Annotated in this window: 26 protein-coding genes; 9 read left to right on the forward strand and 17 right to left on the reverse strand. The window is 69.3% G+C overall.

The window, feature by feature from the left end; translation table 11 throughout:
• On the forward strand, positions 1-290 hold a 290-nt coding region (locus tag CFN17_RS01455), incomplete at its 5' end, for an integrase core domain-containing protein (protein WP_208749055.1).
• A gap of 67 nt (positions 291-357) precedes the next feature.
• Here the strand turns inward: CFN17_RS01455 and CFN17_RS01460 are convergent.
• Genes CFN17_RS01460 through pta form a run of 3 tightly spaced genes read right to left on the reverse strand, consistent with a single transcriptional unit; the run spans position 358 to position 4,334 of the window.
• Positions 358-1,005: a GNAT family N-acetyltransferase gene (locus tag CFN17_RS01460; RefSeq protein ID WP_208749643.1), complete on the reverse strand. Its 648-nt coding sequence runs from the start codon at positions 1,003-1,005 to the stop codon at positions 358-360.
• An 18-nt stretch (positions 1,006-1,023) separates the two neighbouring features.
• The gene (locus CFN17_RS01465) at positions 1,024-2,193 is read right to left on the reverse strand and encodes an acetate kinase (protein WP_208749644.1); all 1,170 of its coding nucleotides are present in this window, start codon (positions 2,191-2,193) and stop codon (positions 1,024-1,026) included.
• 8 nt (positions 2,194-2,201) lie between these two features.
• Positions 2,202-4,334: a phosphate acetyltransferase gene (pta, locus tag CFN17_RS01470; protein WP_208749645.1), complete on the reverse strand. Its 2,133-nt coding sequence runs from the start codon at positions 4,332-4,334 to the stop codon at positions 2,202-2,204.
• A gap of 91 nt (positions 4,335-4,425) precedes the next feature.
• Between pta and CFN17_RS01475 the strand changes: the two genes are divergently transcribed.
• The 4 genes from CFN17_RS01475 (at position 4,426) to CFN17_RS01490 (ending at position 8,468) form a co-directional block, all read left to right on the forward strand.
• Entirely contained in the window at positions 4,426-4,953 is a 528-nt protein-coding gene (locus tag CFN17_RS01475) for a hotdog fold thioesterase (protein WP_208749646.1), read from the forward strand.
• 16 nt (positions 4,954-4,969) lie between these two features.
• The gene (paaK, locus tag CFN17_RS01480) at positions 4,970-6,298 is read left to right on the forward strand and encodes a phenylacetate--CoA ligase PaaK (protein WP_208749647.1); all 1,329 of its coding nucleotides are present in this window, start codon (positions 4,970-4,972) and stop codon (positions 6,296-6,298) included.
• Between the two features lie 99 nt (positions 6,299-6,397).
• The gene (locus tag CFN17_RS01485) at positions 6,398-7,003 is read left to right on the forward strand and encodes a TetR/AcrR family transcriptional regulator (protein ID WP_208749648.1); all 606 of its coding nucleotides are present in this window, start codon (positions 6,398-6,400) and stop codon (positions 7,001-7,003) included.
• A 616-nt stretch (positions 7,004-7,619) separates the two neighbouring features.
• Entirely contained in the window at positions 7,620-8,468 is an 849-nt protein-coding gene (locus CFN17_RS01490; protein WP_208749649.1) for a DUF427 domain-containing protein, read from the forward strand.
• Positions 8,469-8,692: 224 nt separating this feature from the next.
• Here CFN17_RS01490 and CFN17_RS01495 read toward each other — a convergent pair whose 3' ends face one another.
• Together CFN17_RS01495 and paaZ are read right to left on the reverse strand one after the other, a co-directional pair.
• Positions 8,693-9,100: a VOC family protein gene (locus CFN17_RS01495; RefSeq protein WP_208749650.1), complete on the reverse strand. Its 408-nt coding sequence runs from the start codon at positions 9,098-9,100 to the stop codon at positions 8,693-8,695.
• A 336-nt stretch (positions 9,101-9,436) separates the two neighbouring features.
• On the reverse strand, positions 9,437-11,539 hold the full coding sequence (gene paaZ, locus CFN17_RS01500; protein ID WP_208749651.1) for a phenylacetic acid degradation bifunctional protein PaaZ: 2,103 nt from the start codon (positions 11,537-11,539) through the stop codon (positions 9,437-9,439).
• A gap of 163 nt (positions 11,540-11,702) precedes the next feature.
• Here paaZ and CFN17_RS01505 point away from each other — a divergent pair, with 163 nt between their 5' ends.
• Positions 11,703-12,119: a PaaI family thioesterase gene (locus CFN17_RS01505; protein ID WP_208749652.1), complete on the forward strand. Its 417-nt coding sequence runs from the start codon at positions 11,703-11,705 to the stop codon at positions 12,117-12,119.
• Between the two features lie 102 nt (positions 12,120-12,221).
• Here CFN17_RS01505 and CFN17_RS01510 read toward each other — a convergent pair whose 3' ends face one another.
• From CFN17_RS01510 to CFN17_RS01520, 3 genes are read right to left on the reverse strand one after another with little or no spacing between them, the layout of a single operon-like run.
• Positions 12,222-14,948, reverse strand: a complete 2,727-nt coding sequence (locus CFN17_RS01510; RefSeq protein WP_261792305.1) for a S1 family peptidase — start codon at positions 14,946-14,948, stop codon at positions 12,222-12,224.
• Positions 14,949-14,957: 9 nt separating this feature from the next.
• Entirely contained in the window at positions 14,958-15,656 is a 699-nt protein-coding gene (locus CFN17_RS01515; RefSeq protein WP_208749653.1) for a tyrosine-protein phosphatase, read from the reverse strand.
• A 14-nt stretch (positions 15,657-15,670) separates the two neighbouring features.
• Positions 15,671-16,279, reverse strand: a complete 609-nt coding sequence (locus tag CFN17_RS01520) for a GNAT family N-acetyltransferase (protein WP_208749654.1) — start codon at positions 16,277-16,279, stop codon at positions 15,671-15,673.
• Positions 16,280-16,407: 128 nt separating this feature from the next.
• Here CFN17_RS01520 and CFN17_RS01525 point away from each other — a divergent pair, with 128 nt between their 5' ends.
• Positions 16,408-16,848 (forward strand): SRPBCC family protein, encoded by a 441-nt coding sequence (locus CFN17_RS01525; protein ID WP_208749655.1) that lies wholly within the window; start codon positions 16,408-16,410, stop codon positions 16,846-16,848.
• A gap of 46 nt (positions 16,849-16,894) precedes the next feature.
• Here CFN17_RS01525 and CFN17_RS01530 read toward each other — a convergent pair whose 3' ends face one another.
• The 5 genes from CFN17_RS01530 to CFN17_RS01550 all read right to left on the reverse strand — a co-directional run bounded on the left by CFN17_RS01530 (position 16,895) and on the right by CFN17_RS01550 (position 21,070).
• Positions 16,895-17,767 (reverse strand): 3-hydroxyacyl-CoA dehydrogenase family protein, encoded by an 873-nt coding sequence (locus CFN17_RS01530; protein ID WP_208749656.1) that lies wholly within the window; start codon positions 17,765-17,767, stop codon positions 16,895-16,897.
• A 5-nt stretch (positions 17,768-17,772) separates the two neighbouring features.
• Complete coding sequence (locus CFN17_RS01535; RefSeq protein WP_208749657.1) at positions 17,773-18,585, reverse strand: enoyl-CoA hydratase/isomerase family protein; 813 nt, start codon at positions 18,583-18,585, stop codon at positions 17,773-17,775.
• Positions 18,585-19,796, reverse strand: coding sequence for an acetyl-CoA C-acyltransferase (locus tag CFN17_RS01540; protein WP_208749658.1), 1,212 nt, complete (start codon positions 19,794-19,796; stop codon positions 18,585-18,587). Before CFN17_RS01540 ends, CFN17_RS01535 begins: the two co-directional genes overlap by 1 nt.
• A gap of 109 nt (positions 19,797-19,905) precedes the next feature.
• The gene (locus CFN17_RS01545; RefSeq protein WP_208751280.1) at positions 19,906-20,583 is read right to left on the reverse strand and encodes a pentapeptide repeat-containing protein; all 678 of its coding nucleotides are present in this window, start codon (positions 20,581-20,583) and stop codon (positions 19,906-19,908) included.
• A gap of 13 nt (positions 20,584-20,596) precedes the next feature.
• Positions 20,597-21,070 carry an SRPBCC family protein gene (locus tag CFN17_RS01550; RefSeq protein WP_208749659.1) on the reverse strand — a complete coding sequence of 158 codons (474 nt, stop codon included), beginning with the start codon at positions 21,068-21,070 and terminating at the stop codon, positions 20,597-20,599.
• A 116-nt stretch (positions 21,071-21,186) separates the two neighbouring features.
• Between CFN17_RS01550 and CFN17_RS01555 the strand changes: the two genes are divergently transcribed.
• On the forward strand, positions 21,187-21,363 hold the full coding sequence (locus CFN17_RS01555; RefSeq protein ID WP_208749660.1) for a CsbD family protein: 177 nt from the start codon (positions 21,187-21,189) through the stop codon (positions 21,361-21,363).
• Positions 21,364-21,502: 139 nt separating this feature from the next.
• Positions 21,503-22,303, forward strand: a complete 801-nt coding sequence (locus CFN17_RS01560) for a dienelactone hydrolase family protein (RefSeq protein ID WP_222612648.1) — start codon at positions 21,503-21,505, stop codon at positions 22,301-22,303.
• On the opposite strand, the gene CFN17_RS01565 is transcribed toward CFN17_RS01560, so the two are convergent.
• From CFN17_RS01565 to CFN17_RS01580, 4 genes are read right to left on the reverse strand one after another with little or no spacing between them, the layout of a single operon-like run.
• Positions 22,300-22,920, reverse strand: coding sequence for an XRE family transcriptional regulator (locus CFN17_RS01565; protein WP_208749661.1), 621 nt, complete (start codon positions 22,918-22,920; stop codon positions 22,300-22,302). The genes CFN17_RS01560 and CFN17_RS01565 overlap by 4 nt on opposite strands.
• A 29-nt stretch (positions 22,921-22,949) precedes the next feature.
• On the reverse strand, positions 22,950-24,206 hold the full coding sequence (locus CFN17_RS01570) for an allantoate amidohydrolase (RefSeq protein WP_261792306.1): 1,257 nt from the start codon (positions 24,204-24,206) through the stop codon (positions 22,950-22,952).
• A 29-nt stretch (positions 24,207-24,235) separates the two neighbouring features.
• On the reverse strand, positions 24,236-25,384 hold the full coding sequence (locus tag CFN17_RS01575; RefSeq protein ID WP_208749662.1) for an FAD-dependent oxidoreductase: 1,149 nt from the start codon (positions 25,382-25,384) through the stop codon (positions 24,236-24,238).
• Positions 25,384-26,769 (reverse strand): FMN-binding glutamate synthase family protein, encoded by a 1,386-nt coding sequence (locus CFN17_RS01580; protein ID WP_222612649.1) that lies wholly within the window; start codon positions 26,767-26,769, stop codon positions 25,384-25,386. Before CFN17_RS01580 ends, CFN17_RS01575 begins: the two co-directional genes overlap by 1 nt.
• Between the last annotated feature and the right edge of the window lie 2 nt (positions 26,770-26,771).

Genomic DNA, 26,771 nt, shown 5'->3' on the forward strand with positions numbered 1-26,771 from the left:
TGACCGACAACGCCCTGGCCTACATCCGGTCCGCGGACTTCGCCAAGGCCATCGCGGATCTCGGCGCCAAACACCGGCGCACCAAACCGCGCAGCCCCTGGCAGAACGGCAAGGCCGAACGGTTCAATCGCACCCTCCAGGAAGGCTGGGCCTACAAGAACGCCTACGACTCCAGCGACCACCGCACACAGGCCCTAACCGGCTGGCTAGACTTCTACAACCACCGCCGCAACCACAGCGCCCTCGGAGGACGACCACCCATCAGCAGATGTAACCAACCTGCTGGCTGAGTACAGCTAACGGCACGCCCGTTCGCCACAGATGGCCGCTATGGAAGTCCCATAGCGGCCGTCTTCGTCAAATCGTGGAGTCCTGGGCTGTGGAGTCCCGGGCTGTGGGGTGGTGGGCGGCGAGGCCCTGGGCCACGGGGTGCTGGGCCGGCGGCAGGCCCCGCCACTCGTCCTCGAGGAGGGCATACACCACTTCCGTCGCCCACTGACCTTTGTAGTGCCACTTGTCCACCTGGGTTGATTCCAGTCGCATGCCGAGGCGTTCGCACAGCGCCGCCGAGGCGGTGTTCAGCGCGTCCAGTTTGGCGTCGATCCGGTGGAAGCCGAGGTCCTCGAACCCGAGCCTGAGCAGCGCCCGGGCGGCCTCGGACGCGATCCCCTTGCCGCGGGCCGCCGGGGCCAGGCTCCAGCCGATCTCGGCCTGCCCGCAGCCCGGGAGCCACTTCAGTACCACCTCGCCCAGCAGCCCGGGCGAATCGGCGGCCTCGATGGCAAGGGCCACCCAGTCGCCCTCCTTCTCGAACTCGAAGTTGGCGTACTTGCCCACGGATTCCATCGACTTGGTGTAGCTCTTCGCCTCCCCCGGCAGGAACCGGGCAGTCTCGGGGAGGCAGTGATAGGCGTGGTACGCGTCCAGGTCCCGGGCCTCGAAGCGCCGCAGCACCAGGCGTTCCGTGCGGAGGGGCAGAGGAGGGAGCGGTTTGGGCTCTGTCATGTCCCCAACGCTACCCGGCTACGGCGCAACCGATGCGTGGGCGACGACGGCGGCCGTCGCCTCGGCGATCGCCCGTTCCTCGTCGGTGGGGACCACGAGGACGGGCAGGGCCGACATCGGGGTGGAGATGACCCGCGGCTCCTTGGACCGCTCCCGGTTCAGCCCGGCGTCGAGCTCCACGCCCAGGGCGCCGAGCCGCTGCGCCACCAGGTCCCGGAACTGGTGCGAGTTCTCGCCGATCCCGGCCGTGAACACGAGGGCCTTCGCGCCGCCGACCGCCACGTGGTAGCCGCCAATGTACTTCGCGAGCCGGTAGGACGCGACCGCCAGGGCCATGGCCGCCCGGGCGTCGCCGGCTTCCGCGGCCTCCACCACCGAGCGCATGTCGTTGTTGCCGGCCAGGCCTTTGAGCCCGGACTGCCGGTTCAGCATCGCATCGAGGTCCTCCGGAGACCAGCCGGCCCGGCCCAGGAACACGAGGATGGACGGATCGAGGTCACCGGAGCGGGTGCCCATGACGAGGCCTTCGAGCGGGGTGAAGCCCATGGACGTGTCAATGGACTGGCCGCCGCGGATCGCCGTGACCGAGGCGCCGTTCCCCAGGTGGGCGATCACGGCGTCGAACTCCTCCACCGGGACATCCAGCAGCGCCGCGGCCCGGTGCGCCACGTACTCGTGCGAGGTGCCGTGGAACCCGTAGCGGCGGATCCCGTGGTTCGTGTAGAGCTCGTCCGGCACCGCGTAGCGCCAGGCGTGCTCGGGCAGGGTGCGGTGGAAGGCGGTGTCGAACACTGCCACCTGAGGCAGCTGCGGCCACTTCTTCGAAATCGCCCGGATGCCCAGGACGTTGGCGGGGTTGTGCAGCGGCGCGAGCGGGTTCAGCCGTTCGATGGCCCGGGTGATCTCGTTGTTCACCAGCACCGGTTCGGCGAAGCGCTCCCCGCCGTGCACCACGCGGTGGCCGACGGCGTCGAGCGCCCGGTCCCCGAGCGCGGCGTGGATGGCCGCGTCCACCAGTTCCAGCGCCTCGGCGTGGTCTCGGGGGCCCTCGATCTGGCCGTCTCCCTCGCCGCCGGTCCCCATGCCGATCTTTTCGACGAGTCCTTCGGTGAGCACGCTGCCGGCCTCGACGTCGCGCACCTGGTACTTGAGCGAGGATGAGCCGGAGTTGATGACGAGGACGAGCACGGGGCCTCCTAAGCCTTGGCTTCGACGGGCTGGCCGGTTGCGGCCTGTTCTGTTGCGGCCTGCCGGCCCTGGGACGACTGGGCCTGGATGGCGGTGATGGCCACGGTGTTCACGATGTCCTCCACCGTGCAGCCGCGCGAGAGGTCGTTGACGGGTTTGCGCAGGCCCTGCAGCACGGGCCCGACGGCGACCGCTCCCGAGGACTGCTGCACCGCCTTGTAGGTGTTGTTGCCCGTGTTCAGGTCCGGGAAGATGAACACGGTCGCCTGCCCGGCCACGGACGAGCCCGGCATCTTGGAGGCGGCGATGGCGGCGTCCACGGCGGCGTCGTACTGGATGGGCCCTTCGACGGCGAGCCCGGGCCGCCGGCTGCGGACCAGTTCGGTGGCCTGCCGGACCAGATCCACGGCCTCTCCCGAGCCGGAGCCGCCCGTGGAGTAGGACAGCATGGCGACCCGCGGGTCCACGCCGAACTGCGCCGCCGTCTCCGCGGATGCCAGGGCGATGTCCGCGAGCTGCTCCACGTTGGGCTCGGGGTTGACGGCGCAGTCACCGTAGACCAGCACCCGGTCGGGCATGAGCATGAGGAACACGGAGGACACGATCTTGACGCCGGGCCGGGTCTTGACGAACTCCAGCGCGGGCCGGATGGTGTGCGCGGTGGTGTGCGCGGCGCCGGAGACCATGCCGTCCACCACGCCCAGCTGCACCATCATGGTGCCGAAGTAGCTGCCGTCCAGCATGACCTCCAGCGCCCGGGCGAGGTCCACGCCCTTGTGCGCCCGCAGCTCGGCGTACTTCTCCGCGAACTCCTGGCGCAGCGGCGACGTCGCGGGGTCCATGATGCGGATGCCGGACAGGTCGATGCCCTGGGTGGAGGCCAGCTCCCGGACCGCGGACTCGTTGCCCAGGACAGTGAGGTCGCAGACGTCCCGGCGGTGCAGGATCTCGGCTGCGCGCAGGATGCGCACGTCGTTGCCTTCCGGCAGGACGATGTGCCGGCGCTGCTGCCGGGCCCGTTCGATGAGGTCGTGCAGGAACCGCAGCGGCGTCATCCGTTCGGGCCGCGGCAGGTGCAGGCGTTCCAGGAGCTCGGCCTCGTCCACCCGTTTGGCCCACAGCCCCAGGGCGGAGGCGACTTTGCGGCGGTGCCCGGACCAGATCTCGCTCCGGACCTCCGAGACGCGCTTCGCCGTCACGTAGGTGTCATCGGGGGCGGCGAAGATCGGGAACGGCGCCTGCGCCAGGAGGGAGTAGATGGTGGGGTCGGGGGCCAGGCCGCCGGTGAGGATCAGGGCCGACGGCACCGGGAAGTCGGGCGAGAACGAGGACGCCAGGCAGGCCACGAGCACATCCGCCCGGTCGCCGGGCACGATCACCAGGGCGCCGTCGTCGAGCACGTGCAGGAAGTTGGCGACGTTCATGGCCGCGACCTTGATGGAGCGGACGTCGCGTTCCAGGTCCGGCAGGCCCGCCACCTGGCCCAGGGCCAGGGCGGAGGCGACCTCCCCGGTGGTGGGCCGGGCGATGTCCTCCAGTTCCGGGAAGACGTAGACCGGGCGGCCGGACGCGCCCGGCTTCACCGCGGCGGCAATGGCGTCAAGGTCCTCCGGGTCGGCCCGGTTGACCATGATGGCCAGGAGCGTGCACCGCTCCGCGAGGAGTTCCTTGCGGGCCACCTCGACGGCGTCCGCGGCCTCCGGTGCGGTCAGGCCCCGGGCGCCCACGACGGCGACCACCGGGACGGCCAGGTTGTTGGCCAGCCGGGCGTTGAGGTCAAACTCGACGGCGGCGTCCTGGCCGGTGAGGTCGGTTCCTTCGACGATCACCACGTCACAGTTGCGGGAGAGTTCGGCGAAGATTTCCACGCAGCGGGAGTCGATTTCCTCGCGCTTTCCCTCGGCCAGGAGGCTGCGGACCTCGGTGAAGGTCAGGCCGCCGCGGCAGCGGTCCTCGCCGAGGTCGAAGCGGGATTTCATGACGGCCACCATGGGGTCCGAGCCGGCGTCATGGCCGTTGACGACGGGCTTGAAGAACCCGATCCGGTCCGCGTGCCGGTGGAGGGTGTCCGCCAGGCCCAGGGCTATGAGGGACTTGCCGGACCCCGGCGTGGTCGCACTGACGTAGATTCCTTTGGCCATGTGTCCCAGCATACTTACACCTCTTGACAGCGGGCACCCAAATGGGATTACCTAATGAACATTCGGTAAATAAAGCTGGAGGCGACGACGCATGGCTGAACTGACGATTTCCGGTGACACCCACCCCATCCTGAAAGACGACTATGCCTCCGAATGGATGGGCATCGAGGTGCTGTCACTGGGCGACGGGCATGCCACGATCCGCATGACGCTCCGGCAGGAAATGCTCAACGGCTTCGGCATGGCGCACGGCGGGATGGTGTTCGCCTTCGGTGACACGGCCTTCGCCCTCGCCTGCAACCCGGCCGTCCCGGACTTCCCGGACGCTGCGACCATCACCGTGGCCGCCGGCGTCGACATCAATTTCCTCAAGCCGGCCTTCCGCGGCCAGGTCCTCACCGCCGTCGCCAACCGCCGCGCCAGCACCGGGCGCAGCGGCCTGTACGACGTCCAGATCTACGCCGCCGGTCCCGGCGCCGCCGCAACCCCGGAGGCGTCCGACGACGGCGGGTCCCCGGCGGCCGCCGCGGACACCCCCGCAGGCGGCACTTCAGCTCCTCCTCCGGGCGAACTCATCGCCGAGTTCCGCGGCCGCAGCCGCACCATCTCCAAGAAATAGAAACAGGGAACCACTGATGACCCAAGAAACCGCCGCCGCCACCACCGATGCTGTCCTGGACCGCGAGGAAACCATTTCCCGCGACGAGCTCGAGGCCCTCCAGCTCAGCCGCCTGCAGCACACCGTGGCCTACGCCTACGACCGTGTTCCCCTGTACAAGCGCAAGTTCGACGCCGCCGGCGTCCACCCGACCGACCTGCGCGAGCTCTCCGACCTCGGCAAGTTCCCGTTCACCACCAAGGAAGACCTCCGCCTTGAGTACCCCTTCGGCATGTTCGCCGTGCCGCAGAACCAGGTGGCCCGGATCCACGCCAGCTCCGGCACCACGGGCCGCGCCACCGTGGTGGGCTACACGAAGAAGGACCTCGCGGACTGGGCCAAGCTCGTGGCCCGCTCCCTGCGCGCCTCCGGCGTCCGGCCCGGCATGAAGGTCCACAACGCGTACGGCTACGGCCTGTTCACCGGCGGCATGGGCGCCCACGCCGGCGCCGAGGCCCTCGGCTGCACCGTCATCCCGATCTCCGGCGGCCAGACCGAACGCCAGATCACGCTCATCCAGGACTTCCAGCCCGACGCCATCCTGGCCACCCCCACCTACCTGCTGACCATTGCCGACGCCATGATCAAGCAGGGCATCGACCCCGCCTCCACGTCGCTGAAGTACGCGGTGCTGGGCGCGGAGCCGTGGACCGAGGAGATGCGGCACGAGCTCGAGGTGACCATGAACATCAAGGCCTGCGACATCTACGGCCTGTCCGAGGTCATGGGCCCCGGCGTCGCCGGCGAGGCCGTGGAGACGCAGGACGGCAGCCACATCTGGGAGGACCACTTCCGGCCCGAGATCATCGACGCCTTCGACCCCTCGGTGGTCCTGGCCGACGGCGAGCCCGGCGAGCTGGTCTTCACGTCGCTGACCAAGGAGGCGCTGCCGATCATCCGGTACCGCACCAAGGACCTCACCCGGCTGCTGCCCGGCACCGCACGGCCGGCGCACCGCCGCATGGGCCGCATCACCGGCCGCAGCGACGATATGATCATCCTGCGCGGCGTGAACCTGTTCCCGTCGCAGATCGAGGAAATCGCCCTGCGCATCCCGGAGCTCAGCCCGCACTTCCAGCTCGAACTGACCCGGCCCGAGGGCCAGCGGATGGACCAGATGACGGTCAAGATCGAGCGCCGCGACGCCGTCACGATCGAGAGCGGCACGGCCGCCGCCAAGGTCCTGCAGCAGCAGATCAAGATCCACGTCGGCTCCTCCTGCACGGTCGACGTCGTCGAGCCCGGCTCGCTGGAGCGGTCCAACGGCAAGCTCCGCCGGATCTACGACATGCGCCCCAAGGGCTGACCGGCCCTTTTCGGCTCAGCTACAGGCCAGCCCGGCCGGCGTGTCCTTTCGGGGCCGCGCTGGCCGGGCTGACTGACCGTTCATGAGAAACTAGCGAGTATGCCCAGCACAGCACCCACCACCAAGCGCGGCCGCCCCGGCTATGACCAGCAGTCGGTCCTGCTGATCGCCGTCGACGTCTTCAACCGCCACGGCTACGACGCCACCTCCATGGGCATCCTCGCCGAGAACCTGGGCATCTCGAAGTCCGCGATTTACCACCACGTGCCGTCCAAGGGCGATCTGCTCAAGCTGGCCCTCGACCACGCGCTCGGCGGCCTCGAGGCCATCCTGGACCGGCCCGAAGCGCAGACCGGATCCGCCGAGGCCCGGCTGGAGTTCGTGGTCCGCGAGACCATCTCGGTCCTGGTGGAGCGGCTGCCGTTCGTCACCCTGCTGCTGCGGCTGCGCGGCAACACCGAGATCGAGCGGGACGCGCTGGAACGCCGCCGCACCTTCGACCACAAGGTGGCGGCCCTGATTTCGGCCGCCCGCGACGAAGGTTCGCTGCGCCAGGACATCGATCCGCGCACCGTCACCCGCCTGCTGTTCGGCACGATCAACTCGATCGTGGAATGGTACAAGCCCGGCGGCTCACTGTCCCCGGAAAAGCTGGCCGACGACGTCATCACCATGGCCTTCCACGGCCTCCACGCACCCCGCTAACCTGCTCGCTCCCTCCCCCGGGGGGACATGCTCATTTTTCGCCCCGCCAGCCCCGCCTTCCAACCGGACATGCTCATTTTTCGGCGCACCGGCCCGCTCCCGCAGGACATGCTCATTCTTCGCCCTGTTTCCAACCGGACATGCTCATTCTTCGCCCTGTTTCCAACCGGACATGCCCATTTTTCAAGGGCTGGAGTGAGCATAGCGGCATCATGCCCGCTGCTTGGCTCTCCCACTGGACATGTCCCACGCTGCCTAGCCCTCCCGATGGACATGCCCCACGCTGACCACTTAGCATGCTCTCCCACTGGACATGCCCCACGCTGACCAGCCCTCCCGATGGACATGCCCCACGCTGACCACTTAGCATGCTCTCCCACTGGACATGCCCCACGCTGACCAGCCCTCCCGATGGACATGCCCCACGCTGACCACTGAGCATGCTCATCCCCTGAACATGCCCCACGCTGACGGCTGGACATGCTCCATGCGGCTCAGGGGCACGGGGCATGTCCCCGCCCAGCCCAGCCCAGCCCAGGCCCGGCTTGGGCAAGGGCTCAGGAGCGCCGCACTCGTCGCCGTTGACGGGACGGGAATGCCGGGCCACGCTGTGAGGATGGCCACCAGAGTATCCAGGGTTCTCATGGAAACCTTCCCCCAACTCCGATACGAACCCACCGCCAAAAGGGTGCGCGCGAGCCTCGGCCGGGACGCCGTCGTCGACACACAGAACGCCTACCTGCTGTGGGAACCTCGGCGGATCACCCCGGTTTTTGCCGTACCGGAACAGGACCTCGCGGCCCGGCTCGCCTCCCCCGCCCCGCGGACGGCCGCTGTCGAGGAGCACCCCTTCGCGCTTAGGCAGGGGGCGGCCCCGACCTCGCTGGATCTCACCACCGGGTTTGGCAGGCACACCGCCGCCGGTGAGGAGTTCGACGTCGTCACCGCTTCGGCCAGTGCGTCCCGGGCGGCCTTCCGGCCCGACGACCCGGACCTGGCCGGCTACGTAGTGCTTGATTTCGCCGCTTTCGACTGGCGTGAGGACGACGAAGAGATCATCGGCCACCCGCGGGATCCGTTCCACCGGGTGGACATCCGTGCCTCGTCCGCGGCGGTGGAGGTCGCGCTCGACGGCGTGAGGCTGGCCGCGACGAACGGCGCCCAGCTGCTTTACGAGACGATGCTCCCGGTCCGGTACTACATCCCGCCGGCGGACGTGCGGCTGGATCTCCTGCAGGAGAGCCCGAAGCGGACCGTGTGCCCGTATAAGGGCCGGGCCGGTTACTGGAGCTACCCGGGGTCGGGGCAGGGCAGCAACATCGCGTGGAGCTACGACCGGCGGTTCCGCGATGCCGCCCAGATCCACGGCCTCATCAGTTTCTTCAATGAACGGGTCGACCTGACAGTCAACGGCGTGCTCCAGCCCCGTCCGGTGACGCCGTGGTCACGCCCGGGCGGAGCCTGATCCGTCCGGGGGTACTTTGAGGGCTGCTGCGGGCGCTCAGCCGCCAAAAACGGGCATTTTCGTGCCAAAGTCGCCCCGGAGCGCCGGGAACCCACTCCAAACGGCGTATCTGGCCATCTATGGCAGTCCCGCCCGTGTCATCACCCGGATAGTGCCTCCAGCGTAGAAGCAGCACCCCGGGACATCCGGAGTGCTGCTTCCAGGCGGAATGCCGGGGCTGCTGCTTAAAGCTGGTAGTCCGCCATCGTGGTGATGTTCTCGTGCACGCAGAGAACGTTGTGTTCGGAGTCCATGAACCAGGCGCACTTCTCCGAATCCGTCGTACAAATGTGGTTCTCGGTTTTGAGATCGGGGAGATCGTAGTCCTGGAACATGACGCCCTTGGCTTCCATCTCGCGGACCGTGCGTTCGATCTCGCTGACTTCAAAACTCAAGGCGGTGTGCTCTGAATGCTTCCCGTCCTTGACTGGCATCAGTTGCAGCATCGGGCCGCCCTCTGAGCCGAACATTTCGCTTCCGTCATCTGCCACGCCGCGGTGCGGGAGCCCCAAGGTGTCCGCGTAGAAATGCCGGGCACGCTCTGCGTCATCGACTGGCAGGACCGTTGTGGCTTTGTTGAGTACTAGGGACATTTCGCCACCTCCTACGAGGAAGATTTTACGCCGGAGCGCAGTGGAAAGAGCCGCCCAATTGTGCCGCGGAGCGATGACCCTCCCGCAGTTTTTCCGCCTGACGACGGGATGCTCCCTCACCGAATGAGGGAGCGTCCCCGCCGGAGCCGCAGATCCTGAGGGAGCGTCCCCGCCGGACCCGCAGGACCTGAGGGAGCGTCCCCGCCGGACCCGCAGGACCTGAGGGAGTGTCCCCGCCGGACCCGCAGGACCTGAGGGAGCGTCCCCGCCGGACCCGCAGGACCTGAGGGAGCGTCCCCGCCGGACCCGCAGGACCTGAGGGAGCGTCGGGAGGGGCTACTTCTCGACGAGGGTCAGGACGTCGTAGGTGGCCACGATGTCGTCGTGCTGGTTGGTCAGGACGGCATCCCAGGCGACCTCGCCGTATTCGTCGGTCTCGCGCGGGGTGATCTTCTTGGCCGTCAGGGTGACCCGGATAGAGTCCCCGGCGGCCACCGGGGTGATGAAGCGCAGGTTCTCCAGGCCGTAGTTGGCCAGGACAGGGCCCGGCGCGGGCTCCACGAACAGGCCGGCGCCCCAGGCCAGGAGAAGGTAGCCGTGCGCCACGATGCCGGGGAAGAACGGGTTGGCCTCCGCAGCCTCCTGGTTCGTGTGCGCATAGAAGGTGTCGCCGGTGGAGTTGGCGAACTTGGTGATCTCGTCCAGGGTCACTTCGCGGAGGTCGGACCGGACGGCGTCGCCGATGTGCAGCGTGGCCAGGGACTTCCGGAACGGGTGCTGCCCCTCGGTCTCGAGCGTGAAGTTGCGGTCCGCCCCGGTGTGCCAGACGCCGGTGACGGCGGTCAGCATGTTGGGCGAGCCCTGGATGGCGGTGCGCTGCATGTGGTGCATCACCGAGCGGATGCCGCCCAGCTCTTCGCCGCCCCCGGCGCGGCCCGGACCGCCGTGGACCAGGTGCGGGACGGGGGAACCGTGGCCGGTGGAGCTGCGGGCGTCCTCGCGGTTGAGCATGAGCACGCGGCCGTGGTGGGCGGCGATCCCGGTGACCAGCTGCTGGGCCACGGCGGGATCGTTGGTGCAGACCGAGGCGACGAGCGAGCCGCCGCCGCGGGCGGCGAGCCGCACGGCGTCGGCCAGGTCCGTGTAGCCGAGCACCGAGGACACCGGGCCGAACGCCTCCAGCGAGTGGACCTCCTCGGACTCCGGGTCGGCCCAGCTGAGCAGGACCGGGGACATGAAGGCCCCGTCCTCGACGACGCCGACGCTTCCGTCCGCGCTGGTGACCTTGGGCGCGTCGAGGGTGCCGTAGGCGAGCTCGCCGCCGGCGTCGAGCATGGACTGCACGGCGGCGCGGACATCGGCGAGCTGCTCGAGCGAGGCCAGCGCGCCCATCGTGACGCCCTCCGCACGGGGATCGCCAACGACGACGCGTTCGGCGATGCGCTCCCCCACGGCGGCGACGACGTCGGAGACGAGGTCCTGGGGCACGATCGCCCGGCGGATCGAGGTGCACTTCTGGCCGGCTTTGGCGGTCATCTCGGTGACAAGGGACTTGATGAAGGCGTCGAATTCCGGCGTGCCCTTGACGGCGTCCGGGCCCAGGATCGCGGCGTTGAGGGAGTCGGTTTCGGAAGTGAAGCGGACGCCGCCCTTGACCACGTTGGGGTGGGACTTGAGCGTGTTGGCCGTCGACGCCGAACCCGTGAAGGCGACGAGGTCGCGGTAGTCGAGGTGGTCCAGCAGGGTCCGGACGGAGCCCGAGACGAGCTGCAGCGAGCCGGCGGGCAGGATCCCGGACTCGTCGATCGCCTTGACCACGTCGGCGGCCAGGTAACCGGTGGGGGTGGCGGGCTTGACGATGGTGGGGACGCCGGCGATGAAGGCCGGGGCGAACTTTTCGAGCATCCCCCAGACCGGGAAGTTGAAGGCATTGATCTGCACCGCCACGCCCGGGATCCGGGTGTAGATGTGCTCGCCGGCGAAGGAACCGTCCCGGGACAGCACCTCCATGGGCCCGTCCACCACCACCTGGGCGTTGGGCAGCTCGCGCCGGCCCTTGGAGCCGAACGTGAAGAGGACGCCGATGCCGCCGTCGATGTCGATCATGGAGTCGATCTTCGTGGCGCCGGTCTGCGCGGAGAGCGCGTAGAACTCCTCACGGCGGCCGTTGAGGTACTGGGCCAGTTCCTTGAGCTTGAGGGCGCGCTGGTGGAAGGTCAGCTTGCCCAGTTCCGTCTGGCCGGTGGTGCGGCCGTAGTCGACGACGGCGGCGAGGTCGAGTCCCTCGGTGCTCACCTTGGCAAGGAGCTCACCGGTGCTGGCGTCCAGGACCGGCGCTGCGCCGGCCGTGGACGCCGCGTCCGGCGTCCACCAGGAACCCCGGATGAAGCTGGGAACGATCGCTACAGTGCCTACTGCGGGTGCGGCTGTGGTGGTCATCGTTGACGGGTCCTTCCAACGGGGAGCGGGATCAACACGGCCGGAACATTACTGACCGTCCGTTCGGTAATATGATCTAGAGTACATGAATGAGGCCTGCCGCACACTAGCGGCGGCCCCCGCCCCGGCCGGGCCTCCGCCGGACGGCAACGAAGGAGACGCTATGACGCCCGAGACCGGCAGCACCGAGTTGTGGAAGATCACCCTCGGGGAACTCGACGAGAAAATGGGCGTGAAGATCCTTGAGGAGTCCGTGGACCGGGTCGTGGCGACCATGCCGGTGGAAGGCAACCGGCAGTCCTTCGGGCTCCTGCACGGCGGCGCGTCCCTGGCCGTGGGCGAGGCCGTGGGCTCCTGGGCCGCCGTCATCCATGCCAGCACCCTGGGCAAGACGGCGGTGGGCGTGGACGTCTCGGCCACCCACCACAAGTCGGCCCGGGAGGGGACCATCACCATCACGGCGACCCCGATCCACCTCGGCGGCACCCTGACCACCCATGAAGTGCTGATCACCAACGAGGCCGGCCAGCGGCTCTGCACGCTGCGGATCACCAACCTGCTGCTGGACCGCAAGCCCTGACGGCCGCGCTGGGGCCAATCGGCCCGGGGCGGGTGCGGTCCGGACGGCAACGTGGAAGTGCCGCCGAGGCACCCTCCGCGACCGCCTGCCACTAACTTCCGTCTAGCGCACCGTCCGGCGCCGGGCGAAGATCAGGAAGGCCGCGCCGAGCAGGAGCGCCCCCGCCCCGATGCCGGCGGCGTACAGCAGCCCGCCGGCGCCCGTGCTGGCCAACTGGTTGGCGTTGCCCGGCGCTGCACCGCCGCCCACCGTGACGGATGTGTCCGACGGCCGGACAGGAACCTGCGCCGGGTTGGCCGGCGTAACGGCCGCCGGCTGGTTGACTGCCGGCTGCTTGACTGCGGGCTGGTTGACTGCCGGCTGGTTCGGGACGGGCGGGCCGGCGTCGGTTGTGTCGGTAGTGTCGGTTGGCCCGCCCGAGGTCCCGGAGGCAGCTGCCGCGTCGATGCTGAATTCCGCGGCAGCAGGACGCGATGCGACGCCGTCGACGGCCTGCGTAACCGCCAGCGAATGCGCCCCGGTTGCCAGGCCGGAAGGGAACGGGATGCTCCACCGGCCGCCGTCGCCGGCCTGTGCGGACCCGGCAGCTGCTCCGTCCACGGACACGGTCACCGTGGCACCGTCAACGCCCGTGCCGGAGATGCCCGCGGGCAGGGCATCCTCGCGGAAGTGTTGGCCGTCCCGGATGCCCTGCACCACGGGGGCCGGCGGCATGACGAGGAACGTTCGGGTTGCCGGGGGGCTGTCCGGCTGGCCCGGCGCCGTCTGCACCGCCGTGACCGTCACTTTTCCGAAGACGTGCTGGCCGGCGACATCGATGCTCCACCGGCCGTCGGCACCGACCACGCCGGTCCCGGTGAACCCGCCGGAGAGCCGCACCGTCCGGCCGGCTTCCCCGGCGCCCTCGATCGCGGCAATGGCCGCCAGCGCCGCGCCGCCCGCCTGGCCGCCCTCGGGCGCCGTAATGGCCGGCGCGGCGAGGCCGGACACGTCCACGGACAGGGCGGCCGCCCCGGACCGGCTGAAGCCGTTCACTGTTTCGGCCGTGAACTTGAAGGTCCCGCCCGACGACGGGGCCGGGAACTGCCAGTTTCCGGACGCGTCCACCGGAACCTCCAGCGGTTGGGCGGCTTCCTGGCCCGCCTGCTGGTTTTGGGCGGTGATGCGGACCTTCGAGTTCGGGGCGACCACGGAGGCCGGCCCGGCCGCCACGTGCCCCGTGACGGGTTCACCGGCGGCGACGGTTCCGCCGGCGGCCGCGGTAAGCGTCGGCTTGTTCAGGAACAGCTGCAGCTGGACGCCGCCGGGGATTTTGCCCGCGGCGTCCTCAAGGGTGGTCGCGATGGCCCGTGTCTGGACGCCGGCGTCGCTTTCGGCCCCGGTGTGGGTGCCCACGGCGAAGTTGCCGCTGATCCACGGGCCGCCGGAATCACCCGGGCGGGACTTGACGGTGGTGGAGTCGAAGCCGTTCAGTGCCCGGAGATCATTGTTGTAGTCCGGCGGCAGCGAGTTGGGCCCGGCGATCACCCAGGTTCCGACCGAGTCCACGGTCCCGCAGGACCATCCGAGGGTCCGGCCGGACCGGCAGACAGGCTGGCCCTGGAATGGCGCCACGGTGCCCACGATCTTCACCGACGTCGGTCCGGGATCGGCCGGGTTGTCCCACCGGGTAACGGCGGGCTGGAGGTCCAGTCCCTTCCTGATGTTCTGGAGGACGGCGATGTCCGTGCCGACGTTCGTTCCGTCGGCGGCCACTTTTGAGTTGCCCTGCCCGCCGAACTGGCTGAATCCGAACGTGCCCAAGGTTCCGGCGGCCGTTCCGGACCCGGTGCCGCCCGCGGCCGGCGCTCCCGCGGGCTGTTCGATCTCGGTTTGCTTCGCGGTGCCGTCGGCCGCGCAGTGTCCCGCGGTGAGGACCAGCGGTTCCCCGACGGGGCTGAACGCGCCGAACCCGGCTGAGCACACGGTCCGGCCGTCGATGATGTAGCCCTGGCCGCCGAAGAAGTCTTCCTCGGTGCTGATCCGGGCGCCCTGCACAAGCGCCACATTGGCGTACCGGGCCACGAACTCCGCGGCGGAAAGTTTGGCCTGCGCGCCGGGCAGCGCGAAGGGCTGCGCGTCCTGGCCCGTCCGGGGCTCCGTCACGGCGGGGCGGGATTCAGCGGTGTTGGTCCCGCCGGTGCGGATGACGAAGTGGCCGTCGGTGTAGGTCACGGCCTGCAGGCCGGCGGCGCCGACCTCGCGGACATAGGCCTCGAACAACTGCTGGGTGCTGGATGCCAGAAGCTCCGCAGCCGGCGCGGCCGCAGCCGCCGGGGCGGTGGGGGCTGCCGGGGCGGCGGGGGCTGCCGGGGCGTCAGGGCTCACGGTGGCGGGGGCCGCGAGGGTGAACACCGTCTGCCCCTCCGCCTCCGCGTTTAGTTGATCCACGCGCGCCCGGAGCTGGCCGCCGGTACCTTCAACGGTGATCTTGCCGGCGTCGAGCCTGATCCCCACATAACCGGGGAGCGACCGCAGGGAGGGGACGGCGTCGGCGGCCCGCCGTGCCAGCGCACCGGCGGCGTCAAATTCCGCCATGCTCATGCCGAGGTCCCGTTGGACAGCCTCGGCGAGGCCGGCGCTGCTGATGGGCGCCGTCGGCTCAGCCGGCATCGACGTAGGCGAAGCGGCCGCCGTCGGCGCCGCGCCCGTCGCGGCCGGGGATTCCGGCGTGGCTGATCCTGTTTCGGCCAGGGCGGGCACGGCGGACGCAGAGCCGGCGATCAGGGTGCCGGCAAGTGCGAGGGCCGTGGCGGCACGAACCATGAGCTGGGACTTCGGGGTCTTCACCCGGTTACTCTAGCGTCCCAATTTGGCCAGGATAGCCGTCAACTCCCGGTCCGTTATGCCATTGTGGCGTAAGAATTTTTCGGTCTTAACCTCACGCACGAACCTCAGCAGGCTCTCGCCGCGGGATTCCAGCAGGGGTGCCAGTGCGTCGTCGGGCAGGAACCGTTCGTGCGGATGCGGGACGGCGGAGCGCCGGTGGTGCTCGTTGATGCCCCGCATGGAACGCTGGTAGCCGCCCACGATTTCCTCGTCGCTGTGCCCGGCGAGGTCCTGCAGCATGGCGGCGACCATGCCGCTCCGGTCCCGCCCGGCAGAGCAGTGGATGACCACCCCGCCGTCGGCGGCGGCCACCGCTTTGAAGACCCCGGCCAGCAGGTCCGGGAACAGCCTGGCGTTGTCGGCGTAGGAGGCAGGGTCGTTCAGGTACGGCACACAGAGGGCCCGGAATTCGCCGTTGTCCGGGTCTTCGGTAGGCGCAAGCACGACGTCGAAGCCCGCCAGGGCTGCCTCCGGCACCGCGGGGTCGGTCTCCCGGCGCCGGATCTCGGCTGGGTTCCGGAGGTCGACGACCGTCCGGATGCCGTCGCTGTAGGCCTGCCGCCAGCCGGCCTCGGTCAGCCATTCCCGGCGGCCCATGCGGTACACGTCCCCGGCCACATGCCATGCATTGACGGCACCCTCCCAGGCCGCCGCACCCCTGCCGTCCATACATCTGCCGTCCATTACCGGGACCTCGCGAGCCGGGCTTCGAGGCCGTTGCGGACCATGGGCCATTCATGTTCCAGGATGGAGAACACCACCGTGTCCCGCAGCACGCCGTCCCCGGTGCGGGAGTGGCTGCGCAGGACGCCGTCCTGCTTGGCGCCCAGCCGGGCGATGGCTTCGCGGGACTGGTGGTTGAGCCAGTGGGTCCGGAATTCGACCGCCGGGCAGCCGAGAATCTCGAACGCGTGCCGCAGCAGCAGGAGCTTGGAATCCGGGTTGGTGCCGCTGCCGTGCGTGGAGGCGGCGTTCCAGGTGGATCCGATCTCAACGCGCGGGGTTACCGGATCAATGTTCATGTACGTGGTCATGCCGATGACCGCGCCGGGCCCGCCGGTAGCGGGATCGATCCGCCGCGTGGCGAAGGGCAGCATGGACCCCTGTTCCTGGAGCGTGAGCCGGCGGTCGATTTCCGCGGCCATCCCCTCCGGCCCGGGGACGCCGGTGTACCAAAGCTTCCACAGCTCGCCGTCGCGGACCGCGGCCACGAGGCCGTCGTGGTGCGCCTGGCTCAGCGGTTCCAGGACAACATACTTGCCGGTGAGCGTGACGGGATGAATGCGGTTCACGGCACCATCCTAGGGGGTGGCGCCCGGGGGCGGTGGCGGCCCGGGAAGGCGGCGGGGCCCGGATGGTGGCGGCGGCATGCTGCCTCCTGTTCGCTGCCCACGGCGCGGCTGCTGGTTAGGCTGGGGCCATGATCACAGTTACCGGGACCGTCAACTCCGCCCTTGATCCCGCCAGGGCCTTCGAGTACCTCTCAGCGTTCGAGCACACCCCGGAGTGGGACCCCGGGACTCCTGTGGTGGACAAGCTTTCCGAGGGGCCGGTGGCCATAGGGCACCGGTACCACGCGGAGGCCGAGTTCCGGGGCAAGCGCCAGGCACTGACCTACGAGGTGATTGAACTGACAGCGCGCAGGATCACGCTGCGCGGCGAGAACAAGTCGGTCATCTCGGTGGACACCATTGACGTGTCGCCCGCTGCCGCCGGCTGCGAGGTGAAGTACACGGCGGAGTTCCGGCTCAAGGGCTGGCTCAAGGTCGCCGAACCCTTTGTCCGGCCGGCATTCCGTTCCCTTGCCGGCCCCGCCATGGACGGAATGAAGAGCAGGCTCGATTCCCTGGCAGCTGCTTGACGAAGCGGGCCGGGCCGGGCCCGGTCCGGCCCGGCTCCGGGCCCGGTCAGTCGGTCCAGTCGAAAAAGCCCTTGCCGGATTTGCGGCCGAGTTCCCCGCGGGCGACTTTGTCGCGGAGGATCTGCGGCGGGGCGAAACGGTCGCCGAGCATGGACTGGAGGTATTCCGCGATGCCGAGTCGCACGTCGAGGCCCACGATGTCGGTGGTCCGCAGCGGGCCGGTGGGGTGTTTGTAGCCCAGCACCATGGCGTTGTCGATGTCCTCCGCGGACGCGACGCCCTCCTCCACCATGCGCATCGCCTCGAGGGCGATCGCCACGCCGAGCCGGGACGAGGCGAAACCGGGGGCGTCGTTGACCACGACGGCGGTCTTGCCGAGGGCCTCGGTCCAGCCGCGGGCGGCCCGGGCCAGGGCGTCCGAGGTCTGTTCGCCGAGGACCACCTCAATCAGGGTCGACGCCGGCACCGGGTTGAAGAAGTGCAGGCCCAGGAAGTTCTGCGGCCGCTTCAGCTCGCGGGCCAGTCCGTTGACGGACAGCGACGACGTGTTGGAGGCGAGGTAGGCGGCGTCGTCCAGCCGTTCCTCGATGCCGCGCAGGGCGGTGACCTTGAGGTCCCAGTCCTCGGGTACGGCCTCCACCACCAACTGCCGGCCGGCGAAGTCGTCGTAGTCCACGGTGACGGCGAGCCGGGAGACGATCTCGTCCAGGTTGCCGTCCACGGCGCCGCGCTCGATGCTCTTGGCGGCGGCGGATTCGATCCGCTCACGGGCGGCCTCGGCCGATTCCTCATCGCGCTCAACCACCAGGACGTTGGCGCCCTTGATCAGGAAGGCGTGGGCGATGCCGGCGCCCATGCGGCCGCCGCCGAGGACGCCGACGTGTTCAGGGAGGTTGGCGGGGAGTACGGGGTTGCCCATGGCTGTTACTTCTTCTCTGCTTCGTCGGCGGATTTCTTGTCTGCTTTTCTGGCTTCTTTTTTGTCCAAGAAAGCCTGCATGCGGTCGAACTTGGCCTGGGATTCAAAGAGGATCCCCTGTGCCAGCTGGTCGATGAGGGGGTGCGCCTCGGCGGGGGCGTGGAACACGGACTTGGTGATCCGGACGGCGAGCGGGTCCTGCGTGGCGATCCGGTCGGCGAGGGCGTGGGCCGCGGCCATCAGCCCGGACGGTTCGTGGATTTCCGTGATCAGGTTGACGGCGAGGGCCCGTTCGGCGCGCAGCACGGCACCGGCCAGGAGCATTTCCTTGGCGACGGGTTCGCCGACCAGCTCCTTGAGGCGCCAGCTGGCACCGGCCGCGGCCAGGATGCCGAGCCCGGTTTCGGGGTTGCCGATCCGGACGGACGGGGTGCCGATCCGGAAATCCGCGGCGTAGGCCAGTTCGGCGCCGCCGCCGAGGCAGAACCCGTCAAGGGCCGCGATGACGGGCATCGGCAGCTTCGCGATCCGGACGAAAATGGTGGAGTTGATGCCTTGCAGGGCGTCGTCGCGGCGGCGTTCGCGCAGCTGCCCGATGTCGGCGCCGGAAGCAAAGACGCCCTCCGCGCCGGCGATGATGAGGACCTTGGGCCGCTGCTCGAGATAGGCGCACACCGCATGCAGCTCATCCACCATCTGCTGGTCGATCGCGTTGCGGACCTCGGGGCGGTTGAGCACCACCACCATCCGGTCCCCGCGCTCTTCGACCAGCAGGGTGCTGAAACCGGCGGCGTCCAGCGCCGTACCCGTGGCCGTCATCAGACGCGCTCCAGCAGCATCGCCGTGCCCTGGCCGACGCCGATACACATGGTCGCCAGGCCGATCTTGGCGTCCTCGCGTTCCATCCGCCCCAGCAGCGTGATGGCGATCCGCGACCCTGAGGAGCCCAGCGGGTGCCCGAGGGAGATCGCGCCGCCGTCGCGGTTGACGATCTCCGGGTCCAGGCCGAGCCGGCGCATGCTGGCCAGGGACTGGGTAGCGAAGGCTTCGTTCAGTTCGACGGCGCCAAGGTCACCGACGCCAAGCCCGGAACGGGCGAGCACTTTCTGCGTGGCCGGGACCGGGCCGATGCCCATGATCTCGGGCTCACAGCCGGCCGAGGCGCCGTCGATGATGCGGGCGCGCGGTGTGAGGCCGAGCTTCTGGATGGCGGCTTCAGAGGCCACGATGATGGCGGACGCGCCGTCGTTGAGGCTGGAGGAGTTGCCGGCCGTGACAACCGAGCCGCCCTTGACGACGGGCCGCAGCCCGGAAAGCACGTCCATGGTGGTGCCGGCGCGGGGTCCTTCGTCGGTGTCCACGACGGTCTCCCCCTTGCGCGAGGTGACCGTCACGGGAACGATCTCGTCGGCGAAGCGGCCCGCGGCAATGGCAGCCAGGGCCCGTTCGTGGGAGCGGACGGCGAAGGCGTCGGCGTCCTCGCGGGAGATGCCGTCAACGCGGCCCACTTCCTCTGCCGTCTCCGGCATGGAGTACGTCATCTTCCCGTCCCGGGCGAGCTCACCCTGGGTGAACCGCGGGTTGACGAATCGCCAGCCGATGGAGGTGTCAAAGATTTCGCCCGGCTTGGCAAAGGCCGTCCGCGGCTTTTCCTGGACCCAGGGGGCCCGGCTCATGGATTCGACGCCGCCGGCCACCACGATGTCCGCGGCGCCGGACTTGATCATCTGGCTGGCCATGATGATGGCGCTGAGGCCGGAGGCGCACAGCCGGTTCACGGTAATGCCGGGGATGTGCAGGGGCAGCCCGGCCAGGAGCGTGGCCATCCGGGCCACGTTGCGGTTCTCCTCGCCGGCACCGTTGGCGTTGCCCAGGATCACCTCGTCGATGCTGTCCGGATCGACGCCGGCCCGGACCACGGCCTCGCGGACCACCAGGGCGGCGAGGTCGTCGGGGCGGACCGCGGAAAGGGCGCCGCCGTAGCGGCCGACCGGGGTGCGGGCACCGCCTACAAGAAAAGCCTCGACCATGAGAACATCCTTCACCAAGAAAGCGGGGCCGGCAGCAGAGTAAATTACCGACCGTTCGTTCTATAAAGATTACACGGGACGGCAGGCGGGTCAACCGGATGCCCGCGGATTACGCGACGACGATGCCCAGGTGGGTGGCCAGCAGCGGCGCCAGCAGGGTGAGCTGGTAGTCATCGATCACGAGCCCGGCAAGGCTGCCGAGGCCGCTGACGGTGCGGAAGTCGGTGCCGCGGAGGTCGAAATCTTTCAGCCGGGCGCCGCTGAAGTCCAGGGTGCCGATGGTGCAGTTTTTCAGGGCGACCCGGGTGGCGGTGCAGGAACCGAGGTCCAGTTCGCCGATGATGCAGTCGCTGATCTGCACATCGGTGAGCTTGGAGCCGCGCAGGTTGAGGTAGTCGAGTTTGCCGCCGTCGATCCTGACCGACTGCCAGCCGCTCTCATAAAGTTCCGCCGAACCCCAGCGGGGATTGCCGATTTCGACGTCCCGCAGGCTGGCCCGGGCCGCGGTGAGCACCGGGGCGTAGGCCTCGGTGAGGATGCAGTCGCGGAAGGCCGCCCCGCGCAGTTGGGTTTCATGGAAGGACACCCCGGCGAACTCGCACTCGGCAAAGATTGCGCCGCCCAGATCCAGGCCGTCGGCCGATGCCCGGCTGTACCGGACGCCGTCGTACCGTTCGCCGCTCCGGAAGCCCGGGTCGGGATCGTCACGCAGCGCACCCGGCCGGACCGGGGCGAGGCGGGGCGCAGCGACTTTCGGTGCGCCGGCGGATGCTGCGCGTCGCGCCATCATCACTGCACCATCAGAGCGACTCGGCTTTGGCCGCGATTTCCGCGAGATCCTTCGCGAGCGCCTTTCGGGTGACGCGCAGGCCGAGCGGGCCGAACACGGTGAGCATGATCCGGCTGAACCGGGTGGGTGCGGTGAGGCTGGCGCCGAAGGTCAGCGTGAGGTCGGTCCCGCCGTCGCGCCCGGCCAGCGTGAACCGCGAGGTGTAGTCGGCGCCGCCCTGGCGGGCCTTCACGGTGGTGCTGCCACCCCGGCCGTTCGACGGCGCCTCGCACTGGGACACCCACATCTCCACCGTCTCCGAGCGTCCCAGCATGGCGCGCGTCTCTTTCCAGCGGGTGCCGACGGCGTAGGGGCCCTCGGTGAGCAGCTGGATCGATTCGACGCCGGACAGGGTTGCGGCAGACCCGGGAATGTCGGACACCACCGCCCAGACGGAGTCGGCCGGAGCCTTGATGTGCTGCGTGAGCGTGGTCCTTTGGTCCATAGTCTCGAGCCTAGCCCGTGCGCCGGCCGACGGAAAAAGTCTTGAATTAGTAAGCATGCTTTGTGTTATGGTGTTTGGACCAGTTTTTCTACCGGAAACGAAAGGTGGCCTGCACCATGGGTATCGGAGACAAGATTCAGAACGAGGCGGAGCACCTCGGCGGCAAGGCCAAGGAAGCTGCGGGTAACGCCACTGACAACGACCGGCTGCGGGCTGAAGGCCAGCGCGACCAGGTTGTAGCCGACGCGAAGAAGGTCGGCGAGAACGTCAAGGACGCCTTCAAGAAGGACTAGTCCTTCGACTTTTTGCAGCGCCGGAGATTCCTTTGGGGGAATCTCCGGCGCTGTTTTTGTGCCGGGCTTATGCCCCGTTCCTATGTCCCGCTGGCGAACAGCCTGCAACAATGGCCCCATCGGCGACAGAGGGGGAAGCATGGCACGCACCGGGGACGACGGCGGCAACCCCGCCAGGCGGGATTTGAGCGGCCGGAATTTGAGCAACCTTGACTTGGGCCGGGAAAGCGCTGCCGCCGGCGGCTCGCCGGGGTTGCGGGGTTACCTGGCGGCGCCGGCAGGCGAAGGGCCGTTCCCCGCGGTCCTGATGATCCATGAAATGTTTGGCCTGAACGACATCACCGTCCGCCATGCGGACCGGCTGGCGGCGGCGGGATACCTGACGCTGGCCATAGACCTGTTCAGCGACGGCGGGGCCCGCCGCTGCATCGTGGCAACCATGCGGGCGCTCTCGGCGGGCGAGGGCCGGGCCTTCACCGATCTGGCGACGGCCCGGGACTGGCTGCTGGCGTCGGGCCGGACCACGGGGAAGATTGGCGTGATCGGTTTCTGCATGGGCGGCAGCTTCGCCCTGCTGTTGGCCACCGACCGCTTCGACGCCTCGGCCGTGAACTACGGCCGGCTCCCTAAAGACCCGGACAAGGCCCTGGCCGGCGCGTGCCCGATCGTGGCCAACTTCGGCGGCAAGGACCGCAGCCTGGCCGGCGGGGCGGCGAAGCTTCAGTCCGTGCTGGACCGGCTGGGGGTGGAAAACGATGTCAAAGAGTTCCCGTCGGCCGGTCACTCCTTCCTCAATGATGCGGAGGCCGGCCCGGCGGCGCTGCGCCCGCTTTTCCGGGTCATGGGCGTCGGCCCGGATCCGGCGTCGGCCCCGGAAGCGTGGCAGCGGATCGAGGACCACTTCGCCAGGTATCTGAAGGCCGCTGAGGCTCACCCCTAGGGCGCAGCGATGGCGAGGAACCGGATCGGCAGGTCCAGCAGCTCTAGGGGTCCGTGCGGGCCTTCGCCGTCGAGGAGCAGCGAGTCGCCGGCTTCCATGGTGTATTCGTAGGCGCCGTGGCCGTAGACCATGCGGCCGGCGAGCATGTAGATGAATTCCGTGCCGGGGTGCTGGAACAGCGGGAAGACGTCAGAGGCGTCGGTCAGCGTGACCAGCGTCGGTTCGATGGCGTCGGTGCGCCCCTTGAGGGTTCCCAGCACCCGGTACTCATGCCCGTGCTGAGTCCCGCTGCGCACGGTCAGGCTGCCCTGGCCGTTCTTGGTGAACGTCGCGTCCCGGTCGGTGTCGGCGCCGCGGAACAGGGCCGTGACCGGAATCTTCAGGCCGTCGGCCAGGCGCTGCAGGGTAGTCAGCGAACACGAGGTACTGGCCGACTCGATCTTCGAGATCATGGCCTTGGACAGGCCCGTCCGGGCGGCGAGTTCGGCGGCGGACAGCCCCTGGGCCGTCCGGTAGTGCCGGAGCTGGCCGGCAATGATCCGTTCGAGCTTGCCCGCGGCATCCTCCGCCGGCGGTTCCACTGGCACGTCCGACTCTCCGCCAGGCTGATTCGTCATCCAGCCATCATAGGCGGCAGCCGCGGCGTCTATCCGATCACCCGGGCCTCGCCCAGCAGGCCCGCGAGGACGTCCGCCAGGGCGCCGGCCCCGGCCTCGGCGTCGTGGTCTTCCACCAGTTCCTCCGGCGAATGCGAAATTCCGGTCGGGTTCCGCACGAACAGCATGGCGGTGGGAAGGTGGCCGGCGAGCACGCCGGCGTCGTGGCCCGCGCCGGTGTCCAGGACCGGAGCTCCCGGCAGCAGTGCCTGCAGCTCGTCGCGCAGCCCGGTGTCGAAGTGCACGGTCGGGCTCAGTGATTCGGTGCCGAAGCTGACGGTGCACCCTTCCTCGGCGGCGATGACCTGGGCGTTGAGGTGGATGGATTCGACCAGGGCGGCGGTGACCTCGTCCCGCGGGTGCCGGAGGTCGATCCACAGGTCCACGCGGGAGGCGATCACGTTGGTGCCGCCGGGGACGGGCTGGAGGCGGCCCACGGTGGCGCGGGCGTCCCGGTAGTTCCGGGCCGTGTCCCGGATGCCCAGCATGATCTTGGCCGCGGCGATCATGGGGTCCTTCCGGTCCTGCATGAGGGTGGTCCCGGCGTGGTTTCCCTGCCCGTGCACGGACAGTTTCCACCGGCCGTGGCCCAGGATGGACGAGCCGACGGCCACCGGCCGGCCGAGGTCGGCCAGCCCCCTGCCTTGTTCGACGTGCAGTTCGACGAACACGCCGATCTGCTGCAGGGCCTTACGGTCGGGGCCGATGAACCGGGGGTCCTGCCCGTTGGCCGCGGCCACGTCGGCGTAGGTGTTGCCGTCGGCGTCCCTGAGGTTGCGGGCTTTGTCCGGGTCCAGGGCGCCGGTGAGCAGGCGGGACCCCAGGCAGGCTACGCCGAACCGGGAGCCTTCCTCTTCGGGAAAGACGGCGATGGCCAGCGGCCTGCGGGGGCGGACGCCCCGGCTCTTGAGGATGTCGACGGCGGCGAGCGCGGAGGCCACCCCCAAGGGGCCGTCGTATTCTCCCCCGCCGGGAACGGAGTCGAGGTGGCTTCCCGTGACGACGGCGTCCTTCCGCACACCGGTCGCGGTGTCCCACCAGGCCCAGAGGATTCCGTTGGTGTCGGTGGTGACATCCAGTCCCCGCCGGCCGGCCTGCTCGATGAACCAGCCCCGGAGCTCCGTTTCGGCGTGTGAGAAGACCGGGCGGGTGTAGCCGCCGCGGTGCCTGTCGGTGCCGATTCCGGCGATGTCCCGCATGAGGCCGGTGACGGTGCCGGTGGCCGGTGTAGTGGCGGAGGTGGTCACAAATCTGGTCCGTTCTGTTGGTGGTGTGGTCAGCCGGCGCTGATGCCGGCGGTGGCCTGCCGGAACCGGGCCGGGATGTCGCCGGCGCCGGTGGCGAGGTCGGCCGCCCACTGGCCGATCAGGGGGGCGAACTTGGCGCCGTGGCCGGAGCAGGGCGACAGGATGGTCAGACCCTCCGCCCGGTCGATGAGGAAGTCCTCGGTCGGGGTGTTGGTGAACAGGCATGTGGTCTCGGCGTAGGGTTCGGGGTCCAGTCCGGGGAGGTACTTCTGCACGTAGTCGACCACGCGCCGCCGGTTGTCCGGGTCCACGGTGCCGGTCTGGGCGGCGGCGGAGGGGATGAGCTTTCCGCCGTTGTATTCGGCGATTTTCTGCCCGGCGAAGCCGGCATCCCGGCCGCCCGGCAGTCCGTAGGTCTGGATGTCCGTGCTCTTGTGGATGAAGGTGGGCCAGTGCTGCCCGCCGCCGGGGATGTCCCGGTAGCGGAAGTGGTAGGCCTGTTCCTGCCGGACCGTGATCTCGGGCAGGCCTGCGAGGAACCCCGCGGGCAGACCGAGCTGTCCCAGGAGCCCGGGCAGCCAGCCACCGGCACCGACGACGACACTACCGGCGTCGCACGTTTCCCCCGCGGCGGACGTCAAGCGGTAGCCTGCGCCCTGCTTGGCCACGCCCGCGACGTGCCAGCCGGTCAGCAGCCTCGCGCCGTGCTTCACGGCCTGGCCGATCATCGCTTTCACCGCGCTTTCGGCGTCGATGACGCCGGCGCCGGGGTGCCAGAGCACGGAGGTGTCGAAGGCGATGTGGGGCCAGCGGGTCCTGGCCTCGGCTGCGCTGAGGAGCTCGTGTTCCACGCCGGTGCCGGCCAGGACCCGGGCCAGGTCTTCGGGCCGCCGCTCGGGCCCGTAGTCCACGGCACCGAAGTCGGTGATGAGGTCGAGCCCGCTGGCCCGGTCCAGTTCGTCCCACAGGACCTTGGATTCGATCACGGCCCGGGTGTAGAACTCATCCGGGTAGGCGTAGCGGAAGATCCGGGCCGATCCGTGCGAGCTGCCGTCGTGGCTTGCCGGCACGGTCCGCTCCAGGATGGTCACGTCGTGGCCGCGGGAGGCCAGCTGCCAGGCGGTGGCGGCGCCGGCCAGTCCGGCGCCCACCACGACGTACTCGGACGATTCGGTCATCACTTCGCTCCCGGGATCCAGCTGGTGCCGGCCAGGGGCACCCGGGCCATGGCGGAGGCTTCGATGGTCAGGGCCACCAGGTCCTCGGGTTCGAGGTTGCGCAGGTGGGACTTTCCGCAGGCCCGGGCGATGGTCTGGGCCTCCATGGTCAGGACCCTTAGGTAGTTGGCCAGGCGTCGGCCGCCCGCCACCGGATCCAGCCGTGCGGACAGTTCCGGGTCCTGCGTGGTGATGCCGGCGGGGTCGCGGCCCTCCTGGAAGTCGTCGTAGAAGCCCGCCGCCGAGCCGAGTGCGGCGTATTCGGCGGCGTAGCGGTGATCGTTGTCACCCAGGGCGATCAGCGCCGCGGTGCCGATCGCGACGGCGTCGGCGCCCAGGGCCATGGCCTTGGCGACGTCGGCGCCGGTGCGGATGCCGCCGGAGACGATCAGCTGGACTTTGCGGTGAACCCCGAGTTCCTGGAGGGCCTGGACGGCCTGCGGGATCGCGGCAAGGGTGGGGATGCCCACGTTTTCGATGAAGACCTGCTGGGTTGCGGCGGTGCCGCCCTGCATGCCGTCCACCACCACCACATCGGCGCCGGCTTTCACGGCCAGGGCGGTGTCATAGTAGGGCCGGGAGGCGCCGATCTTGACGTAGATGGGCGTCTTCCAGTCGGTGATTTCGCGAAGTTCGCCGATCTTGATTTCGAGGTCGTCCGGGCCGGTCCAGTCCGGGTGGCGGCTGGCGGAGCGCTGGTCGATCCCGACCGGCAGGGTGCGCATGCCGGCGACGCGTTCGGTGATCTTCTGGCCCAGCAGCATGCCGCCGCCGCCGGGCTTGGCGCCTTGGCCCAGCACGATCTCGATGGCGTCGGCCTTGCGCAGGTCATCCGGGTTCATGCCGTAGCGGGAGGGCAGGTACTGATACACCAGGTGCTTGGACTGGCCTCGCTCCTCAGGCGTCATGCCGCCGTCGCCCGTGGTGGTGGAGGTCCCCACCTCGCTGGCGCCGCGGCCCAGCGCCTCCTTGGCGTTGGCGGACAGGGCGCCGAAGCTCATCCCGGCGATGGTCACCGGGGTCTGCAGGTGCAGCGGTTTGGAGGCGTGGCGGTCACCGAGGACGACGTCGGTGTCGCACTTTTCCCGGTAACCCTCCAGCGGGTAGCGGGACATGGAGGCGCCCAGGAACAGCAGGTCATCGAAGTGCGGGACCTTGCGCTTGGCGCCCCAGCCGCGGATGTCGTAGACGCCGGTGGCGGCTGCACGCTGGATGTCGGCGATGGTGGCACGGTCGAAGGTGGAGGACTCGCGCAGGCCAAGCGCAGCGATATCAGCCGCAGCAACGTTCTGTGCGGGGGCCTGCGCGGGCGCCTGGGCGGGGACGGGGATGGAGGTGATGGTCAAGG

It is taken from the genome of Arthrobacter sp. PM3 (assembly GCF_003352915.1).
Lineage (GTDB): Bacteria > Actinomycetota > Actinomycetes > Actinomycetales > Micrococcaceae > Arthrobacter.

What these genes read in the sequence shown, in the direction of transcription:
- CFN17_RS01565 (WP_208749661.1), bottom strand. Translation starts at nt 22,920, where the DNA reads ATGACGAATCAGCCTGGCGGAGAGTCGGACGTGCCAGTGGAACCGCCG.
- paaZ (WP_208749651.1), bottom strand. Translation starts at nt 11,539, where the DNA reads ATGACCACCACAGCCGCACCCGCAGTAGGCACTGTAGCGATCGTTCCC.
- CFN17_RS01535 (WP_208749657.1), bottom strand. Translation starts at nt 18,585, where the DNA reads ATGACGGCCACGGGTACGGCGCTGGACGCCGCCGGTTTCAGCACCCTG.
- CFN17_RS01530 (WP_208749656.1), bottom strand. Translation starts at nt 17,767, where the DNA reads ATGGGCAACCCCGTACTCCCCGCCAACCTCCCTGAACACGTCGGCGTC.
- CFN17_RS01495 (WP_208749650.1), bottom strand. Translation starts at nt 9,100, where the DNA reads ATGTCCCTAGTACTCAACAAAGCCACAACGGTCCTGCCAGTCGATGAC.
- paaK (WP_208749647.1), top strand. Translation starts at nt 4,970, where the DNA reads ATGACCCAAGAAACCGCCGCCGCCACCACCGATGCTGTCCTGGACCGC.
- CFN17_RS01575 (WP_208749662.1), bottom strand. Translation starts at nt 25,384, where the DNA reads ATGACCGAATCGTCCGAGTACGTCGTGGTGGGCGCCGGACTGGCCGGC.
- pta (WP_208749645.1), bottom strand. Translation starts at nt 4,334, where the DNA reads ATGGCCAAAGGAATCTACGTCAGTGCGACCACGCCGGGGTCCGGCAAG.
- CFN17_RS01555 (WP_208749660.1), top strand. Translation starts at nt 21,187, where the DNA reads ATGGGTATCGGAGACAAGATTCAGAACGAGGCGGAGCACCTCGGCGGC.
- CFN17_RS01475 (WP_208749646.1), top strand. Translation starts at nt 4,426, where the DNA reads ATGGCTGAACTGACGATTTCCGGTGACACCCACCCCATCCTGAAAGAC.
- CFN17_RS01525 (WP_208749655.1), top strand. Translation starts at nt 16,408, where the DNA reads ATGATCACAGTTACCGGGACCGTCAACTCCGCCCTTGATCCCGCCAGG.
- CFN17_RS01490 (WP_208749649.1), top strand. Translation starts at nt 7,620, where the DNA reads ATGGCCACCAGAGTATCCAGGGTTCTCATGGAAACCTTCCCCCAACTC.
- CFN17_RS01560 (WP_222612648.1), top strand. Translation starts at nt 21,503, where the DNA reads ATGGCACGCACCGGGGACGACGGCGGCAACCCCGCCAGGCGGGATTTG.
- CFN17_RS01485 (WP_208749648.1), top strand. Translation starts at nt 6,398, where the DNA reads ATGCCCAGCACAGCACCCACCACCAAGCGCGGCCGCCCCGGCTATGAC.
- CFN17_RS01550 (WP_208749659.1), bottom strand. Translation starts at nt 21,070, where the DNA reads ATGGACCAAAGGACCACGCTCACGCAGCACATCAAGGCTCCGGCCGAC.
- CFN17_RS01515 (WP_208749653.1), bottom strand. Translation starts at nt 15,656, where the DNA reads ATGGACGGCAGGGGTGCGGCGGCCTGGGAGGGTGCCGTCAATGCATGG.
- CFN17_RS01545 (WP_208751280.1), bottom strand. Translation starts at nt 20,583, where the DNA reads ATGGCGCGACGCGCAGCATCCGCCGGCGCACCGAAAGTCGCTGCGCCC.
- CFN17_RS01460 (WP_208749643.1), bottom strand. Translation starts at nt 1,005, where the DNA reads ATGACAGAGCCCAAACCGCTCCCTCCTCTGCCCCTCCGCACGGAACGC.
- CFN17_RS01505 (WP_208749652.1), top strand. Translation starts at nt 11,703, where the DNA reads ATGACGCCCGAGACCGGCAGCACCGAGTTGTGGAAGATCACCCTCGGG.
- CFN17_RS01540 (WP_208749658.1), bottom strand. Translation starts at nt 19,796, where the DNA reads ATGGTCGAGGCTTTTCTTGTAGGCGGTGCCCGCACCCCGGTCGGCCGC.